This is a genomic window from Salinivibrio sp. AR647 (assembly GCF_001995415.1).
GTDB lineage: Bacteria > Pseudomonadota > Gammaproteobacteria > Enterobacterales > Vibrionaceae > Salinivibrio > Salinivibrio costicola.
The window spans coordinates 1-18,365 of sequence record NZ_MUFE01000014.1 but is presented as its reverse complement, the minus strand read 5'-3'; the positions used below and the strand labels follow the sequence as shown (position 1 = coordinate 18,365).

The 18,365-nt window shown below is 49.8% G+C and carries 9 protein-coding genes and 1 pseudogene; 1 reads left to right on the top strand and 9 read right to left on the bottom strand.

Annotation, left to right across the window (positions count from 1 at the left end; genetic code table 11):
- Positions 1–5 precede the first annotated feature (5 nt).
- The 7 genes from BZG76_RS14020 to BZG76_RS13990 all read right to left on the bottom strand — a co-directional run bounded on the left by BZG76_RS14020 (position 6) and on the right by BZG76_RS13990 (position 14,476).
- On the bottom strand, positions 6–1,928 hold the full coding sequence (locus BZG76_RS14020; RefSeq protein WP_077461815.1) for a bifunctional diguanylate cyclase/phosphodiesterase: 1,923 nt from the start codon (positions 1,926–1,928) through the stop codon (positions 6–8).
- A gap of 58 nt (positions 1,929–1,986) precedes the next feature.
- Positions 1,987–2,589 carry an OmpA family protein gene (locus BZG76_RS14015; protein WP_077461814.1) on the bottom strand — a complete coding sequence of 201 codons (603 nt, stop codon included), beginning with the start codon at positions 2,587–2,589 and terminating at the stop codon, positions 1,987–1,989.
- On the bottom strand, positions 2,589–3,977 hold the full coding sequence (locus BZG76_RS14010; RefSeq protein WP_077461813.1) for a TolC family outer membrane protein: 1,389 nt from the start codon (positions 3,975–3,977) through the stop codon (positions 2,589–2,591). Before BZG76_RS14010 ends, BZG76_RS14015 begins: the two co-directional genes overlap by 1 nt.
- Before the next feature lie 25 nt (positions 3,978–4,002).
- Positions 4,003–5,397, bottom strand: a complete 1,395-nt coding sequence (locus BZG76_RS14005; protein WP_077461812.1) for an HlyD family type I secretion periplasmic adaptor subunit — start codon at positions 5,395–5,397, stop codon at positions 4,003–4,005.
- A complete protein-coding gene (locus BZG76_RS14000) occupies positions 5,394–7,559 on the bottom strand; it encodes a type I secretion system permease/ATPase (protein WP_077461811.1) in 2,166 nt (721 codons plus the stop codon). Before BZG76_RS14000 ends, BZG76_RS14005 begins: the two co-directional genes overlap by 4 nt.
- A 62-nt stretch (positions 7,560–7,621) precedes the next feature.
- Positions 7,622–13,336 (bottom strand): Ig-like domain-containing protein, encoded by a 5,715-nt coding sequence (locus BZG76_RS13995; RefSeq protein ID WP_077461810.1) that lies wholly within the window; start codon positions 13,334–13,336, stop codon positions 7,622–7,624.
- A 243-nt stretch (positions 13,337–13,579) separates the two neighbouring features.
- The gene (locus tag BZG76_RS13990) at positions 13,580–14,476 is read right to left on the bottom strand and encodes a LysR family transcriptional regulator (protein WP_077461809.1); all 897 of its coding nucleotides are present in this window, start codon (positions 14,474–14,476) and stop codon (positions 13,580–13,582) included.
- 102 nt (positions 14,477–14,578) lie between these two features.
- Here BZG76_RS13990 and metE point away from each other — a divergent pair, with 102 nt between their 5' ends.
- The gene (gene metE / locus BZG76_RS13985; RefSeq protein ID WP_077461808.1) at positions 14,579–16,849 is read left to right on the top strand and encodes a 5-methyltetrahydropteroyltriglutamate--homocysteine S-methyltransferase; all 2,271 of its coding nucleotides are present in this window, start codon (positions 14,579–14,581) and stop codon (positions 16,847–16,849) included.
- 101 nt (positions 16,850–16,950) lie between these two features.
- Here the strand turns inward: metE and BZG76_RS13980 are convergent, their stop codons facing one another.
- Both BZG76_RS13980 and BZG76_RS15390 read right to left on the bottom strand, forming a co-directional pair.
- On the bottom strand, positions 16,951–17,565 hold the full coding sequence (locus BZG76_RS13980) for an OmpA family protein (RefSeq protein WP_077461807.1): 615 nt from the start codon (positions 17,563–17,565) through the stop codon (positions 16,951–16,953).
- Positions 17,566–17,578: 13 nt separating this feature from the next.
- A pseudogene (locus BZG76_RS15390) lies at positions 17,579–18,365 on the bottom strand (VWA domain-containing protein); the annotation flags it as partial.

The window sequence follows — 18,365 nt, the reverse complement described above, 5'->3', positions numbered from 1 at the left end:
TAAGGCTACTCACCACTATCTAACCTGATCGGTGGCAGAATATAGCCTTGATAGCCCTGACAACCTAACTGATGAAAATACTGGTGCTGCTCTGATTGTTCAATCCCAGTGGCAATGACAGTGATCTCTCGTCCCAGCGCAATATTGACTAGCATGCGAATGAATACATCATCCACATCGCTCGACTGCTGACCAAACCCGATATCCAATTTGACATAATCAGGCTCGATATTTTTGATGTAGTCGACGTTATCCATATTACGGCCAAAGTGATCAACCCCAACGGCAAAGCCTTGACCACGGATTAAACGAAACAATGCCTTGCAAGCTTCAGGATCAGCATGCACCGCTTTTTCTGACACTTCAAACGCCAGTTTATCGGCGAGATGGGTTTTGAGTAAAAAGTGACTTAACCAATCATAGAATGTTTGGCTTTGGACACTTTCGATGGTGAGATTGATCGCAAGCTTGTCACTGTGAGGGTTTTTATTAAGGTAGTCACTCACCCTATTTAGCACATGAATATCAAACTCTTCGCCTAATGCATACATCTCAATACGGTTGAGCAACTGACCCGCAGATAACCAGCTATCGTCCACCCAAAGGTGTGCGTACACCTCTTGATGCCAATTATATTGATTATCACGATGACGAACCGGTTGGGCATAAAACGCTAATGGGTTTTTGTGCAACGCATCAAGCAAAATATGCCGCCATTGTTCTCGGGTCCGGCTATCAACTTGTTCATCCGTTGGCCAAAAGTAAACCTCGTTTTGGCGCTTCGCGTGTTGTAATGCATTATCCGCTTTCGCCATCAGGCTCATCGTCTCGTCGGTACGCGTTTGCGCAATACCTAAGTGAAAGCCTTGATTGACCGGTAGCGAGATATTCTCTAGCTCTTGATTGATCACCCGTAATAACTGGCGTAAGTAACGCCGTAATACTTTCTCTTCATCGGTAACCAGCAAGATCGCGATTTCATTATGACTCAACCTTGCCACGACTTGATGCGTGCTGGCTAAGCTCTCCTGCGTTAACGCTTCTCCTAGTAATCGCCAACATTGATCCCGGTATTGATATCCGTAACGCGCACGTAAACGTGATAACCAATCCGCCTCTAACAGAATTAAGCTGCAACCGACTTCATCGTTGATAAAGCTTTGCAGCTGGTGCTGAAAATAGCCACGGTTCGGTAAGCGTGATACCGGATCAACCATGAGTTTATCGCGCAAGCGTGCCAATTCGTCTTGTTGTGATTGCTGCATCCGTGCGACTTGTTGCCCGGCAAGATTAAAGGCGTTTTGCAGTGCCGATAAATCACTCACACTGGTTGCCACTTGCGTCGGATGAAAATCACCATGTCCTAACGACGTCAGTCGCTGACTGAGCTCCCCCAGAGGGACGGTAACACGGCGGAACATAAAAGACGCAGCGACAATAACGGCCACACCCGCAGCCAATAACCAACCGACTAATCGCACCAGTCGTTGCCATAACTCAGCAATGTCTTGATGAGGATCGAACGTCATGGTCAGCTTCGCTAACTGTGTCCAGCCGTTGCTCACCGAGACGGAGGTTGTGTTCACCGTTAAACCCGTCGCTGTCGCAAACCAATTCGGCACATGCATTGCCGGGCGGTCAGATTCCCATACTTGGCGTTCCCCAGATAGCATGGGCTCGATCGTGATCTGACTCACTTGGGGCATACTGATAAACTGGGAAGCTAACTGCGTGAGTCGTTGTCCATCACTTTGTTCAAGTACCGCGGGCAGCGCTTCAGCCAGCGTCTTGCTGAGTAAGTTTGATTGTTGTTGCAGCTGTTGTTTACGTTGCTCCACGCCCAACTGAAATACCACTGCCGTGGTCACCAATACAGTGACCACAGTGGCGGCGACAACAAACGAAAGCACACGTTGATGCAGTGTCATTGCGCGCCTCGCCAGCCGATGCGTGCAATGACTATCGAAGTGGCCATTGGCGTAGCCGCTAATCTGATTCCGATGAATAAATAGTCCATCGTTTCTCCGTTATGCCGTGTTCGCCAGAAACAGTCGCGACCACTCGACGATTTGTTTCATTGGCTCTGTCTGTCTCAGCATCGATTAATGGGCGTGTCTCACCGAAGCCTTGCGCGCTAACACGACTGCGGTCAAGGTAAAACTGATTAACGAGCACGTCCGCAATCGCCTCTGCGCGTCGCTGTGACAATGCTAAATTGTAGCTCGCCGCACCCACTTTACTGGCATGACCTTCAATGAGTACCGACGCCTTAGGATAACGGCGCATAAATTCGGCAAGATCACGGATATCGCCATACTGACTCTCACGAACCTGGGCCGAATCCGTAGTAAATTGGACATTCAGCTCGAACGATGCGGTTTCTATTCGCTCTTGCGGGCATCCTTCATTATTAACTCGAGCTTGTTCAAGCGTCGCGTTACACTGATCGCGCGCGGCAATTACACCATCTTTGTCTTGATCGGTGAGGTCACGGCTTTGTGTGATCTTCGTTTCCATGGGATCAACCGACTGTGGCGCACAGCCACTGATCATGAGCCCGGTAAAAAGAAGTAAACTCAACTGCTTCATTATTCACTCCCCTCACTGTACAGCGATGCCGTGTCCCAGCTTGCAGGCGTATCGATTCTTAGTGAGGCCAGTAATTGCCCGGTAGCGTTTAATATTCGATATTGTGCATACCGCTCATCGGCTTCTTTACTTAGGTATTCACGGCGTGTTTCAAACAACTCATTTTGCGAGTCCAATACATCCAAAAGCGTCCGCGCATTGAGGCGAAACTCTTCGCGATAGGCATCTCGGGTATCGGTAGCGGCTTCGACATGTTGGCGCATAAAGTCACGCTGCTGTTCAAGATAGGTTCGCGCGTTCCAGGCTAAAGTGGCCCCTTCAACCACTTGGCGATGGGTCATCTCATTGATTTCTCGTGCCTCGATAGTTTGATAAGCCGTTTGTCGCTCTCGGGCGCGATCGGCACCACCATTAAATAAGTTATAGCGCATGCGTACCATGGCTTGGACATTATTATTCTCGCCACCGACGTCCGGCGGACCCGCACCATCTTCGCCACCAATGTTTTCGTTCCAATTAGCATCGACTTCTATGTTGATGGTCGGTAAATACGCAGCACGAGAGCCATCACGGGCTGCATTCGCCGCCGCAATATCTGCTTGTGCAGATTGCAAACGCGGATGGTTATCTAACGCCATATCCAAGGTAGCATCCAGTGATTGAGGCAACATCGCGGCGTCGGGTCTAGGTAAGTGTAAATCCTCAGGTGCGATACCGACGACCTTCATAAAAGCACTACGCGCATCGGCGAGGTTATTGCGCGCCGACATTAAGTTTGCGTTCGCACGCGCCAAGCGTCCTGTCACCTGAGACAAGTCGCTGGCTTTGGCAAATCCACCTTGATTGCTTTCTTCAATCGCATCGTAGATTTCCTGGTGGTTATCTAGGTTTTTTTCTGCCAGGATCACAATCTCTTCAGCTACGAGCACATCCAGATAAATGCGTGACACTTCCAACGCTTTATCTTCTGCGGTGGCAATCAAGCCCCACTGCTCGGCCGTGGCTTCGTTTTGTGTCCGCGCCACTTCATGTTGGGTACGAAAGCCATCAAAAAGCATTTGGCGTAATGATAACCCAAGCTCACGACGAGTTAGGTCTACTTCATCATCCGTGCTGGTATCACGGCGAGTGCCTGGTGAGTCCGTCCACTCCTGCCCCACACCAGCGGTCGCATCCAGTGTGGGATAATAACCGGCTTTGGCTTGGTCTATGGATTGCTCACGCGCTTTATAGCGCGCAAAGGCTTCACGTATTTGTGGATGAGACTCGAGTGAGCGAGCCACCGCTTGCTCCAATGTTTGCGATATTGCAACGGGTGAAATCAAACCCATGGCTAGCGCGATAGCCGTTATGCGCGTTTTATGACACAGATGCGAAAGGGTCGGCATCTTGTTTCTCCTTGTTTGTAATTATTTAGCGCTCGCGTAGTGCGTTTTCTTTTGCCCGTAAAATAGGATTGAGAAGATAATCCAACACCGTGCGCTTGCCGGTAATAATATCAACCGAGGTCAGCATGCCAGGAATAATCGGCATCGGCGTGCCATCATCCCGCGTTAAGTGCGATGCCTCAGTCCTGATTCGCACGAGGTAAAAGCTATTCCCTTCTTCATCCTGCGTGGTATCGGCACTAATGTGCTCCACTTTACCGTCTAGCCCGCCATAGCGGGTAAAGTCATACGCGGTGACTTTTACAACGGCCGGTAACCCAGGATGTAAAAATGCAATGTCTTTGGGCAAAATCTTCACTTGTACGAGCAGCTGATCTTCAGTGGGTACAATTTCTATCACATCTTCCCCAGGGCCCACGACACCACCCAATGTGTTGATGTGCACCGTTTTCACCGTGCCATCGACAGGTGAAGTAATCACGGCTTTGTTCACTTTGTCTTGTGCCCCGACGGTCGCCTCTGTGAGTCGAGACAGCCGTGCCTCGCTTTCACTCAGCTTGGCCCGTGTCTCACCAATAAACTGCAAAGCAGCCTCACGGCGTTTTAAGATAGATTCATCTAACGCTGCTTTAATTTTAGGCCGCGACAGTCTTAAGTTGGTCAGCTCACCCTGCATATCATTGATCTGTCTTTCCAGTTTGAGAAGCTCCACTTCTGAGACAATCTTCTTTTTTACCAAAGGACGTGTGATATTGATCTCACGATCCATAATCGATAACGAGTTAGTCAGCGTTTTTATCTTGGACGCCACTTCTTCCAACGCTTGGCGTTTCTGAACGATTTGTTGTCCCTGAATCTCCAGTTGATTACGCAGACTGTCCAGTCGGCTCCGATATTCCGAATTTTGCCGTGCAATTAACTGGGGTTTACGGCTGGTGAGTGAATCAGGAAAACTGATGGGACGCGGCACAATCTCAATCTGTTGCTGCCATGGCTGGCTAGGTGGCTGCAGAATGACACTATCAAGTTCACTGTACATGCGCGTGACCGAAGCCCGCAAACTGTCAATTTCTTGCTCTTGCTGAGCCAGATCGGAACGAAAGCGGGTGGCATCAATACGCGCGAGAGGCATTCCTTTTTCAACCAATTGCCCTTCATCAACATACATCGCCTGCAAAATGCCACCATCTAGGCTTTGGATCAGCTGGACATGAGAAGGAGGAATGACTTTACCACTGCCCCGAGTGACCCGATCCAGCTCCGCCACCGCGGCCCATACAATAAAGCTTGCAATCAACAGCAAGGCAACCCAAACCACCGCACGGTACTTGAGCGGGGTATCTGTCATCATCGCGCCATAAACATCGTCAATCATGTCGAGATCAGCGGGTTGGCTGGCCTTTTTAACGACCTTGCTCATGACGCATTTCCTTTGTTGAGCTTACTGAGGACTTTGTCGCGCGGACCATCCATCACAATGCGTCCTTTGTCCATCACAATCACCCGCTGCGCGAGGTTGAGCAGTGACATGTTATGGGTCACCATCACCAGTGTTCGTGATTTGGCTGCGACTTCCATCGCTTTAATAAATTGGTTTTCAGCGTGTGCGTCTAAACTCGCCGTCGGTTCATCCATCACCAGCACAGGCGGCTCATTAAGCAACGCCCGTGCTAAAGACACCGCCTGCCTCTGACCGCGAGAAAGGCGTTCGCCACGCTCTCCCACCTGTTTATCTAGGCCTTCGTGGTCTTGCGCGGTAAACAAGCTCACGCCTGACAGCTGCACGGCGCGCATCAGCTGGTGCTCAGTGACTTGGCGCGTACCAAACATAATGTTTTCGCGAATAGTGCCATGAAACAGCGTCACATCTTGTGCCAAATAGCCCACGTTGCGACGCAAATCTGAAGGATGGATTTGACGGCTATCGACGCCATCAAACCGTAAACTGCCTTGGTTGGGCTGAAAAAGGCCGGCTAACAGTTTGAGTAACGTGGTTTTACCCGAGCCATTTTTACCTAAGATGGCGATTACTTCACCCGGCTGAACGCGAAAATTCAATGGATAAAGCGCCGGTTTTTCCGTCTCTGGATAATTAAAGGCCAAGTTGTCGGCACTGAGTTCACCTTTAAGGCGTTTACGACTGACAAGGTGCCCTTTATCAGCAAACTCATCCTCTTGCTCCATCATCGCATTCAGTTGGCGCAGCGAGGTGCTGGTTTGATTCCAACGGTTGAGCAAACTCGCCATTTGCGCCATGGGTGATACCGCTCGGCTGGAAAGCATCACTGCCGCGATGATCCCCCCCATGGAGATATCGCCGTCCGCCACCCGATACACCCCCAGGATCACCACGGCGATCGCCATCATCTGGGTGATGAAAGTGGCAATGTAAGAAACGTTATTGGTGATTTGTTTGACTTTAAAGTTCCAATTCGCCGTGTGCGCGGTCATTTGCTGCCAACTGCGCTGCACGATGCCTTCGGCGCCATTGGCTTTGATGCCTTCCAACGCCGATAAACTTTCAATGAGATGACCATGGCGTTCAGATGCGTATTTATTACTCTCTTCAATCGCTGCGCGCAATTTGGGCTGGACCGAGATGGTGTAGCCCAAGATCAGTAACCCAGCCACGACCGGCACCATGGCCAGATCGCCCGCGACTAGATAAATAATCGTGATAAAGAAAACCGCAAACGGCAAATCAACCAAGGTGGTGATCGTAGCCGAGGTGAGCATGTCTCGCACAGAGTCGAACTCACCCAACTGTTTGGCCGTGGCCCCCACACTGCCGCCACGATTGGCCAGCGGCGTACCCATCAGCCGTGCAAACAATCGAGACGAAACAATAATATCGACTTTCTTCCCGGCCATATCAATCATGTAGGAGCGCAACTTGCGCATAATAAAGTCAAAACAGTAGGCCAAGGTGGCGCCGCTAGCTAACACCCACAAGGATTCAAACGCCAAATTAGGAACGATCTTGTCATAGACGTTCATGACGAACAGCGGCGACACTAAAGCAAAGAGGTTCACCAACACCGAGGCGAGCAACGCATCGCGATAAATAGGCGCAGCGTCTTTGACCGTTTGCCAAAACCAGTGGATTTTATTGTCGTGCAGGTGTAAATCGACCGACTGATCACCGCGGTACTGGCGCTTAATAAAAAAGCAATACCCGACATACATCGCCTCAAGGGCTTCAAGCCGCATGGTTTGCTCGCCGCCATTTTCGGGCAACTGAATCAGGGCAGTACCTGCCTCATTATCAATCTCACGCAGCACACAGGCTTTTTGGTCTGCTAACAGTAACACGCAAGGGAGCAATAACGGCCCTAAGTTATCCAGGTTGCGACGTGACAAGCGTGCGGCCAAACCGGCGCGCCCTGCCGCTTGTGGAAACATATCGGGCGTGAGTAGCGCATTGGTCATCGGCAAGCCCGCAACTAACGCATCCCCCGAGCAGGGGGTGCCATAGTGTTCGGTCAGCAATACCAAACAATCTAGCAAGGGATCGTCGGTGGGCTGTTCGCCCGCTGCGATTCGCCACTGCACCGATTGATTATTATTTGAAGGGTCAGTCACTTACATCTCTCTTTTGACCGAAAACAAAAGGCAGCGACATGATAGCCGCTGCCTGAGGGTGATTACCAGTCTACCGTATCGACTTTGATTTCTAAATCTTCTGAATTATTCCCCATTGAAAGGTCGGCATTATCATCACCTTGTGTGAGTCGTAGCTCCCCTTCCTCACCATTAATCAAGGTGTTGATCACCACTTCTTGCTGACCACCGTTGGTAACGACGCTCAAGCTTTCAATGTTAATCTGCTGATCCACTTGGTTATCGCCATCGGCATCAAGGCCAATCGTTAAGGTGGCCTCTGTATCACCACTGTCAGTGGTTTGCCATGAAATCGACACTTGCACGTCTTTGATGAGCTGGGTTAAATCCTCGACAAACGAGAGGGTGTCTTGCGTGTCACCTTGGTTATCAAAATCGACAATAACATCGGTTTCCGTCCCATCGCCATCGGCAGACGATGGCATATCATCCAACGACCACTGGAATTTATCGCTACCGGTGCCTCCGATTAAGGTGTCTTCACCTCGTCCTCCAATAAGAGTGTCATCACCTCGGCCACCACTGAGGGTGTCATCACCGCCTTGACCATAAAGGATGTCATTACCTTCTCCCCCCTCTAGGGTATCGTCGCCGCCGCGGATATCCCCTTCGACATTAAACAACGCGTGGTTGTCTTTAATGTACTGATACAGCTCGATATCGGATGGCTCATGACCCTGCGACGCTTCAAGGAAGACTTTCAGCCCCTCAAGTCCCGCGCCATCGGGTAGGTCAGCAGGTCTTTCTGGATTTCCGTCGATACCCCACGGTAAGTTGTCGGTATTCACCGAATCACCAAAGAGCACATCATCGCCTTCATTTCCAGTGACTTGGTCACTCCCCATACCGGCAATATGACGAATAGTTTCTCCACTTTGCAACGCAACATCTAATTCGTCGCCAGAGTGAACGATATCCACGTCAAATGGTTCGAATGTGAAACCGCTCAGGGATGCGGATGAATCGCTGTCAAGAACATTATACTGATGATCATACCATACTCTTAGTTTATAGCTTCCCGCTTGCTCAACGTTTAGCGAAATACTCCCGTCCTCATCTTTGTATTTATAGTCAACAACAGAACGTTCGTCAGCACTCACAATGTCGACGACAACTTCGCCCACGCCACCGAAAATATCGACGTCCAAGGTCACCAAACCGGGTTGATTTAGGGAAAATTCTTCACTGACCCATGATGGTTGATTTTCTCTGAAGTCAGAGAGCCCACTCAGATCTTTATCGGTGAATACTAATCTATTTCCCGATCGATCCACTTCAATCTCGTCGCCTATTCCCCCGCTACGAATGTCACCATTTAGATTGCCTGATGAGAAATCGAACAAGGACTCATTTCCACCTGTATTGTCGTAATTTGCAAGTGTAGACACCGAGATCCCATCGCCAATACCAATGGCATTCACGCTAGCCAAGTTGGCGAGTTTCTCGAATGCCGCTGCGTTTTTTGACGGATTGCTATTGGGTTCACCATCAGTCAGGAAGAAGGCGAGGTTTTCAGTGTTAGCCTGGCTGACACTTTCAAACCATCCAGACGCTTCTTTAAAGCCCTCATCATAATAGGTATTACCCTCAGCCGACATTTGCGCAATTTGCGCCTTTAATCCATCAACACTGTCGAGTTCTAAATTAAAACTGTTACCCGTCGCCTCACTGTTAAACGCAACAAGGTTCACGTTGACCGGACCATCATGGTTCGCTAATAAATCGACTAATTTCGTCAGTGACTCTTTTACTACATCAAGGCGGCTCGGCTCGCTGTAACCACTGCCTGTGATCGATTCATCCATACTCCCTGAGCGGTCGATAATCAACGCAATGTTATAAGCTTGTCCCGGCACCGTTTCAATGGTGAAGCCACCGGTATCTCCCATCACGACATCATCGCCAGAGCCACCACTCACTTGATTATCAGCGTTCGGAGAGGATGCCGGCAAGCTCGTCATACCCGGCTGGGTAGTAGCATACTCAGGCAAATCGACAGGCGCACCATTATCGACCTCAGCGGCACCAACGGTCACCGATAAATCAGGGGCTCCCCCCTCTGGCAACTCAAGCGTGACCGAGAAGCCAGCATCTGAGCCTGGGTTAGGCTGCAGTGCATCAATCGGCACTTGCCAGTCACCTGAATCAAGCTGCTCGCCATCTGGTACGCTGCCCCCTTCAGGGATGCCCGATACAATCACTGATGTGATTTCTTCAGAGTCATCGTTGTCGTTCAACGTCACATCAACATCCAGCTGGACAATATCCGCGACTTTGGTCAGCTCACCGTTATCTACTTGATATTTACCATCGGCAAAGTAGATGGTTTCCACGGAATAAAAGTTATGGCTCGAGCCTACATTACCCTGATATAACAAGCTCAAGACAGCATTATTTTGCGGCAGTAGCAGTTGATAATCGTCATATCTACCTTGTAGATAGGCGACATCATTTCCCTCACCGCCGAAATATGCAGTTGTCGCATTAGGGTTACGCGACACAAAGACATTATCACCGCTGGATAAATCGGTAACGCCTTTTCCATGTAGATCATAACTGCCGTCTGCCGTTCCCCCTATAATGAGGTCGTCACCTGCGCCACCGGTGAGTTCTACAGATCCACCGAGGATACTAGTGTCAATAACGATTTGGGCATAGTCCTCAGATGATCCACCGTTATGCGCCTCAGCATAATCAATTAGTCCATCCGCTGGATGCGCGCCATCAGGCAATTCAGACAATGAAGCAGACACCGACAAACCGTTCGAGATCGGCAGCACAGAAACTGAAATCTCTTCCGTAACACTCGCTGTGTCACCATTGCCATTCTCTGTACTGGTTGCCGTCACTTGAAGATTGACCTTGCCCGTAAATTGCTCAGGCACCGAGATCGAAAGATTAGACAAATCCCAATCTTTGATAGAGACAGAGCCATTTTCGACAATCACCTTGTGATTACCGTCGGACAGTATCGATCCTTCAGGAACATTACCTAACGTGAGGCTCAGCGTCTCAGAGTTATCTTGATCTACCAAGCTCGCATTGATTGGTGGTAACTTAATCGGCTCACCCGCCTGCCCTTTTCCTGGCTCATTAAGCGTGTAGTAACCACCGTCTCCATCACCGTGATACCCCTTAACACCTAAGCCTCCATCTTCCAACGCATCGATATTTGGCGCGAGATTAAAGTTGCTCGCGTTTAGGTCAATAGCCGAGTCACTACCTACGGCGACTTCAATATCAAAGCCACCAGGACCATTTTGGTTGTGGGTATAAATGTCTAACGAATAGTAGCCACTTTCTGATGGCGTAAATTCGCCGCTGAATCGGCCGCTTCCACTCACACCACCTGGAGAGGTACCTTGACTGCCATATCGCCCTTCGGCAATCACTTCTCCACCAATGACGATGGCAGCACTATCATCCGCATAGCCGCCAAAGCTATAGTTTTTGCCCGCCTCTAGATAAATCAGCCCTGACGTCAGCATCGCCTGACCACCGTCTAAACCTGAGCCGATATCAACGGCGACGTCTTCGGTTGTCGATGTACCGTCTGCTTCCCCAGCACTGTTTACCGCACTCACTAAAGCTTCAGAATCAACTCCCTGGCCATCGCCATTAGGCGTACCAACGTCAACTGAATTCCAGGTTGAGACATTAAGATTCGTGGACACAAAGTCCAGTTCAAACTCGCCTAGTGATAACTCAGGCGCATCAGCCACCGGCGTCACACTGATATTGAGTGTCGCTTCCGCGGTATCTCCATATTCATCTTTAACGGTGTAGGTGATAGCTGGTACGTCACCACTCCAATGCTCTACCGGCGTAAAGGTATAATCACCATTCTCGCCAATGGTAATTTCACCGACATCAGCGATCGTGACTGACTGACCAGCGGCGTGGGATTCGCCGTTAATGGTGAAGGTGGTGACGGTGAGGTCGCCCTCTTCATCTGAATCATTGGTAAGTACATTGCCACTCTGTGTAGTGTCTTCTTCAGCCGTAGATGTGTCGTTCTGTGCCACTGGCGCGTCGTTGGTGCCCGTGATGGTCACCTCGATGTCGTGAGTCGTGCCGTCTTCCGATTTCACCGTGAAGGTTTCTACTTTCGTTTCGCCTTCACCTAAGTAGTTCACGTCCGCGTTGTCGACGTTGTACGTCCACTCGCCCGCTTCCGTGATGGTTAAGCTACCCAACGCGCCTTCACTCGCCGTGATGCTGGAAGGCGCCGTCTGGAACACCGCCTCGCCAGTGTCATCATCGGTGATGCTCAGGGTGCCTGTGTCGCTCAGTACCGTTTGCGTATCGTCCTCGGTCACCGCACCGACCGCATCGCCTGTGATGGTCGCACCATCGTTCACTGCTTCAATAGTGACAGTGACATTAGCAGTATCAGTAGCAACCCCATCGCTGACGGTATAGGTGAGCGTGGCCTCGCCATTAAAATCACTTGCTGGGGTGAACTCTAGTTTTCCATCTAAGATTTCTACCGTACCTTGCTCCGCTGGCACAGTCGCATTAGTAATGGTTAACGTTCCGCCATCGGGATCAATATCGTTCGCCAAGACATCGATAACGATAGCGCCACTATCTTCTAAACCTGTAGCCGTATCGCCTGCCGCTACTGGGCCAACAAAGTGCGTAGAAGTCTTGGTGCTCTCTACCGTATTGCCCGCGTCATCCGACGAGCTCACGACCACCTCGAACTCGGTGTCCGCCGCCAGGTCGCTGCCGGCCACGTCCACGCTCCATTCGCCGTTTTCATCCACGGTAGTTTCGTACTCTTCGCCGTTGATGGTCATCGAAACGGTATCGCCTTCGGCGATGTCGCCGCCGCTCGCGCTGCCGGTGACCGTGATGGTCTCGCCCGCTTCTTGCGCGTTGATCACGTCATCGCTGGTGATGTTGTTCACGCTGACCGTGCCGGCCTCGGCGCTAGTATCAATGTCTGCTTGATCACTCCCCGGCGCGGAGGTGTTGCCGGAGGTGTCGGTAATGGTGGCTTCTACGGTTAATGTTTCTCCGTCTGCAGGAGTGTCTGGCAGTGTGATGGTGACGGTGCCATCTATGATATTTTGCTCGGTAATCGTCGAGGTTTGACCATTTATCGTTAATACATCGCCCGGATTAGCACCGGTATCGGACAGATCGATCAATACCTGGATCCCATCACCAAGCTCTTGCCCACTAATAATGCCATCGTTGTTAGCATCATTAACAATGGTCACGCCAGGGATTCCGGGAGCGGTGGTGTCAATCGCAAGCCCCGCTCCGCCTTCTGCATCGCTACCAATCGCCCCGTTGTTGGTTGCAAGCGAATCAGTATCAAATCCTGAGCTCGCAATGGTCTCGCTTCCATCACGCTCAACATTGACATAACTCCATGAGCCACTGCCAGCTGCAGCGTCACCACCAGCGGCGGTCGCTTGGTCATCTTCAATGGTGATCTCGCCTTCACCATCAAGGATTTGTTGCTGAATCTCGGCTATTTCATCTTGAACATCTTGCGGCAATCCATCGAGCACGGCGCCGGGCTGCTCTCCCTGAGCCTCAACGGCGAGTAACGTTCCGTCGCTAAGTACAATAACAGCCTCACTGTTATCTGGTAGAACCAGCTCGGTTCCAGACGGAAAAGACGTACCTTCGGTCACTGTCGTTGGCGTGCCATTGACAAGCAGTACACCATTTCCTTGGATACTTTCGACGTTTACATTGCGAGAGAGCGAGATTGATTTCATAGCCGGGACTCTTTATCCATAAAAAATGTGAGGTGCATTCAAAGTCTATTACTTGCATTATCTAAGGAATTAGACTTCTTCGAAAGTAATTTTACTCCGAAATGTGCACTTTGTACGGCTCAACATTGAGACAATACGTAATTATAGATCGGTGTTTGAAACGGCGCCAAACTACACCCATAGACCATGCCCTTAAAGTATGCGCTTAAATGTCACTATTAACGGGATTGAGTGTTTTATCTCTTAGTCACATCGCTGCATGACGGTTGAACTGGCTTTTTCGATGAAGTTCTGGATGTAATCATCTCTTTGTCCCTCGCGTACACCCAAATGGATCGACTTATGAATACCTTGTTGGCCTATACGAAGGATATGAAGGTTTAGTCGTTGTTGGTACTCTTTTGCCAGCCATTTGGGGAGTGCCGCGATCCCGCGCTCAGCGGCAACCATTTGCAGCATGATATCGGTTGTTTCTATGGTTTTGTGTTTGCGCGGTGCACAGTGCGCCGGCGCCAAAAACTGGGTAAAGACATCTAAACGCGATTGATCAACAGGGTAGGTAATCAGCACTTCCTGTGTTACTTGCTCAGGATCAACATGGTCAAACGCCGCGAGTGCACTTCGTCCGCTCACCACCAGCACCTGTTCGTAATCAAACACGGATACGTATTCTATGCCTGGTTTAAGTAAGGGATCGGGCGTGACGAGCACATCAATCTCATGGCCAAACAATGCGCCCAAACCACCGAATTGGAACTTTTGTTTGACGTCAACATCCACATCCGGCCATTGATGTAAGAAAGGCTCAACCACCTTAAGCAACCACTGATAACAGGGGTGACACTCCATGCCGATTCGCAATGTACCGCGCTGGCCTTGAGCAAATTGTTTAAGCTGCTGTTCAGCGTGCTCGAACTGAGGAAGCATACGCTCAGACAGCGTAAGCAAGTACTCACCCGCTCGCGTGAAATGAAGCTGCCGTCCGGATTTTTGCCACAAGCTAATCCCGAGCTGGCTTTCTAGCTTTTTCATCGCATGGCTAATCGCGGACTGGGTGAGATAAAGCGTCTCTGCGGCTGCGGTAAGCGACCCTTGCTCTTTGATCGCACGCAAAATATGAAGGTGGTGACGTTCTAACATGTCTATTCCATGACTAAAATTCATTGATTGATGAAATAATGCCATTTTAGTTCATAACGAGAAAGCCCTATGCTGAATTCAATCAAAAAGGAGGACGTATAGATGGCTAAAACTCATAATCTCGGCTTTCCACGTATCGGCGCCCAGCGCGAACTTAAATTTGCACTCGAGCGTTACTGGCGTGGCGAATCATCCCAACAAAACTTAACCGATCTTGCGAAAGATCTGCGCCGCAGTCACTGGCAACAACAAAGTGAACTCGACATCGCTCCCGTTGGCGACTTTTCATTTTATGACCATGTACTCGACACCAGCTTTTTAGTCGGCAATGTCCCTGACCGTGTGGCTGCCCATCAAGATAACACCCTGGATAACTACTTCCGCGTCGCTCGTGGCCGCTCGGCAAACGATAGTGCTTGCCAGTGCGTGCATGCCGGTGAAATGACCAAATGGTTCGATACCAATTATCACTACATCGTGCCCGAATTTACCGCGCAAACAACGTTTAGTCTTCATGCTGAAAATCTATTGACACAAATAGAAGAAGCCAAAATAACCGGTATAAACACCAAGCCAGTTTTAGTCGGCCCCGTGACTTACCTTTGGCTGGGCAAAGAAAAAGATGCATCGAACAAACTGGATCTGCTCGATAAGCTCTTGCCCGTGTATCAAACACTGCTGAGCAAACTGGCAGAAAAAGGCGTTGAGTGGGTCCAAATCGACGAACCGATCTTAGTCACGGAGCTCGCGCCTGAATGGCAGACGGCGCTAAAAACCGCGTATCGTGCATTAAGCCAAACCAAGGTCAAGTTATTGCTGGCGAGCTACTTCGGCGAGCAAGCTGAAAATCGTCCATTGGCGCAATCGTTGCCCGTTGACGGCTGGCACCTAGATGCGATTCGTGGCCGAGGGGATGTGGATGCATACCGTGAAGCGCTTAGCGATCAACACGTTCTGTCTCTGGGTGTAATTAATGGTCGTAATGTATGGAAAACTAACCTTGATGCCACGTTAGAATGGCTCGAACCGATTCATCAATCTCTGGGGGATCGCCTCTGGCTCGCGCCGTCTTGCTCTTTGCTTCATGTGCCGGTCGATTTGGCGAGCGAACAAAAGCTCGACCCTGAAGTAAAAAACTGGCTCGCCTTTGCCCATCAAAAACTCGAGGAGCTGGATGTACTCGCGCGCGCGCTTAATCACGGCCGTCAAACCGTTCAGCCCGCGCTGGACAATAACCGTGAGGCAATCGAAAGCCGTCAGCAATCACCACGCGTACACAACCCTAAGGTGCAAGCCGCATTAGCAGCGATTACACCGCAATTAGGGACACGGCAGCGTCCGTTTGCCGAGCGCATTCGCTTGCAACACGAGCAGCTCAATCTGCCACGCTTCCCAACCACCACCATAGGCTCATTTCCACAAACCAGTGCCATTCGCCAAACGCGCTTACAATACAAGAAGGGCGACATTGATGCCGCCACCTATCAAGACATTATGCGCAAAGAGATCGCCCATGCAGTGGAAAAGCAAGAAGCGTTAGGGCTCGATGTGTTAGTGCATGGCGAGGCTGAGCGTAATGATATGGTGGAGTACTTTGGCGAACAGCTGGATGGGTATGTGTTCAGTCAGTTTGGCTGGGTGCAATCGTATGGCTCTCGCTGCGTGAAGCCGCCGATTTTGTTTGGTGATATTGAACGCCCTAAAGCGATGACGGTGGAATGGACCCAGTACGCGCAATCTCTGACTGATAAGCCGCTGAAAGGCATGCTTACCGGACCGGTCACCATTCTTAATTGGTCATTTGTGCGTGACGATCAGCCACGATCACAGACCTGTAACCAACTGGCGCTGGCGATCCGCCAAGAAGTGCAGGATCTTGAGAAAGCTGGCACTCAAATCATTCAAATAGATGAAGCGGCGCTGCGTGAAGGTTTACCTTTGCGTCGCAGTGAGTGGCAAAATTACCTCGATTGGGCAATCAACGCGTTTAAAATTGCCGCCAACGGCGTGAGTGACGAGACGCAAATCCATACCCATATGTGTTATTCCGAGTTTAACGATATCATCGCATCCATCGCGGATATGGACGCCGACGTGATCACCATAGAGACCTCTCGCTCGGATATGGAACTGTTGGACGCATTTGATCACTTTGACTATCCCAATGACATTGGCCCTGGCGTGTATGACATTCACTCCCCCAATACGCCAAGCCAAGCGCAAATTGTTGGGTTAATGGAAAAAGCCGCCGCCCGTATTCCTGCAGAAAGATTGTGGGTGAACCCAGATTGCGGCCTAAAAACCCGCCAGTGGGATGAGGTGATCCCGGCATTAGAAAATATGGTTGCAGCAGCGAAAGCGCTTCGTCAGTGACACTGCGTCAGTGATACTGCGTCAGTAGCGCGAATACCAAAACATCGTCAAACAAAAAACGCGCCACGGATTTTTCCGGTGGCGCGTTTTTTATTCACACGTTATTGGCTAATACGGATATCAGCGCGGCGATTAATAGCACGCCCTTGCTCGGTGTGATTGGTCGCAGCAGGCCGTGACTCACCTTGGCCGCTTAGCGTCACTGTATTGACACCATCCGACGAAATAAAAGGGGCAACCGCATCCGCTCGTTGTTGTGACAATTGCTGGTTATAGTGTGCGCTGCCGATATTATCGGTATGGCCGGTGACCGAGATCTGTGATGGGTGCTTTGCTAACGTCTGCGCTAAGCGTTGCAAAATCGCTTGGCCTTGGGAAGAGACACGCGACGTATCGAAGTCAAAATGCACACGCGCTACCGGCGAATTGGGCGCTTGCTGCCAGTAAGCATGACTTTTAATAAAACTGGCACACTGTGGCGACACATCAAGTTCATCAATTTGTGCGACCAGCCACTGGTGATTGGCGGTGGTTTGGGGGACAACCGCGAGTAGTTTATTATCCTGATAGGTGCGCGCGATGACGCCCTCACCGGTCGTCACCTGATAACGTGCCGCCCCTTCTTGCATGACGCAGTAGGTATCAAATAAGGCGTCATTCGCCCACACGATATTGGGAAGGCTCAGTACGAGTGCAATTTTGATCCATTTAATCATTGAATGCTCCTTGTTATGGGGCGAGATGGCCGATTTCTTCAGTAATAAGCTCGAGGATTTTATTTTTTATATCTTCGCGATTCTCTGCTTTGAACACATTATCCTGCCCAACACAGTTTTTCATTTGTGGAAACTTATTGATGTCATAACCAAACCCTACAGCCACCATACGAGCTGTTACATTATGCCCCTCGGGGGTTTGCTGGGAATTCAATACGTTTATCACTTTGTTGCATAGCCCTAATGACGTCGAATTTTCAGGCGCGCTCCCTGGGTTTGAGGGGTTAATAAGCTTATTTGTTGTTTTTTGAAAAGTATCTTCTCCATCTGACAATAAAATTATTAATCGTCTCGAGTTATCACCTTCTTTTGCGATCTGCGCCCCTCGAATTATTCCCGCATAGGATGATGTGCCACTTCCTACAGCTTGTGAAACATTAAACTTAGTTGATCTAATCTTACGTTTAACCTCATCCATATCATCTGTAAGAGTAATATCCTCAAAAACTGAAACATTAGTGACGTTTTTTTTAAAAGATTTGTTTGCAATTGAACTTAAATCAAAAACATCTCTAATCGTCGCACCCTCATTTATCTGTATGTGTTTTTTATCCGCACCWTAACCCACAACATGATCGTTTCCTGGGTATCTTGAATCACAACGCGTTTTATCTTTATTGGTTTTAGAATTACGACATATTAGATGACTATAAAACAATCTATCGCCATTAACCCTTCTGCTCGTGTAAAAGTCAAAACCAACAATGGCAATCTTATTATTCTTATACGAAATATTATAT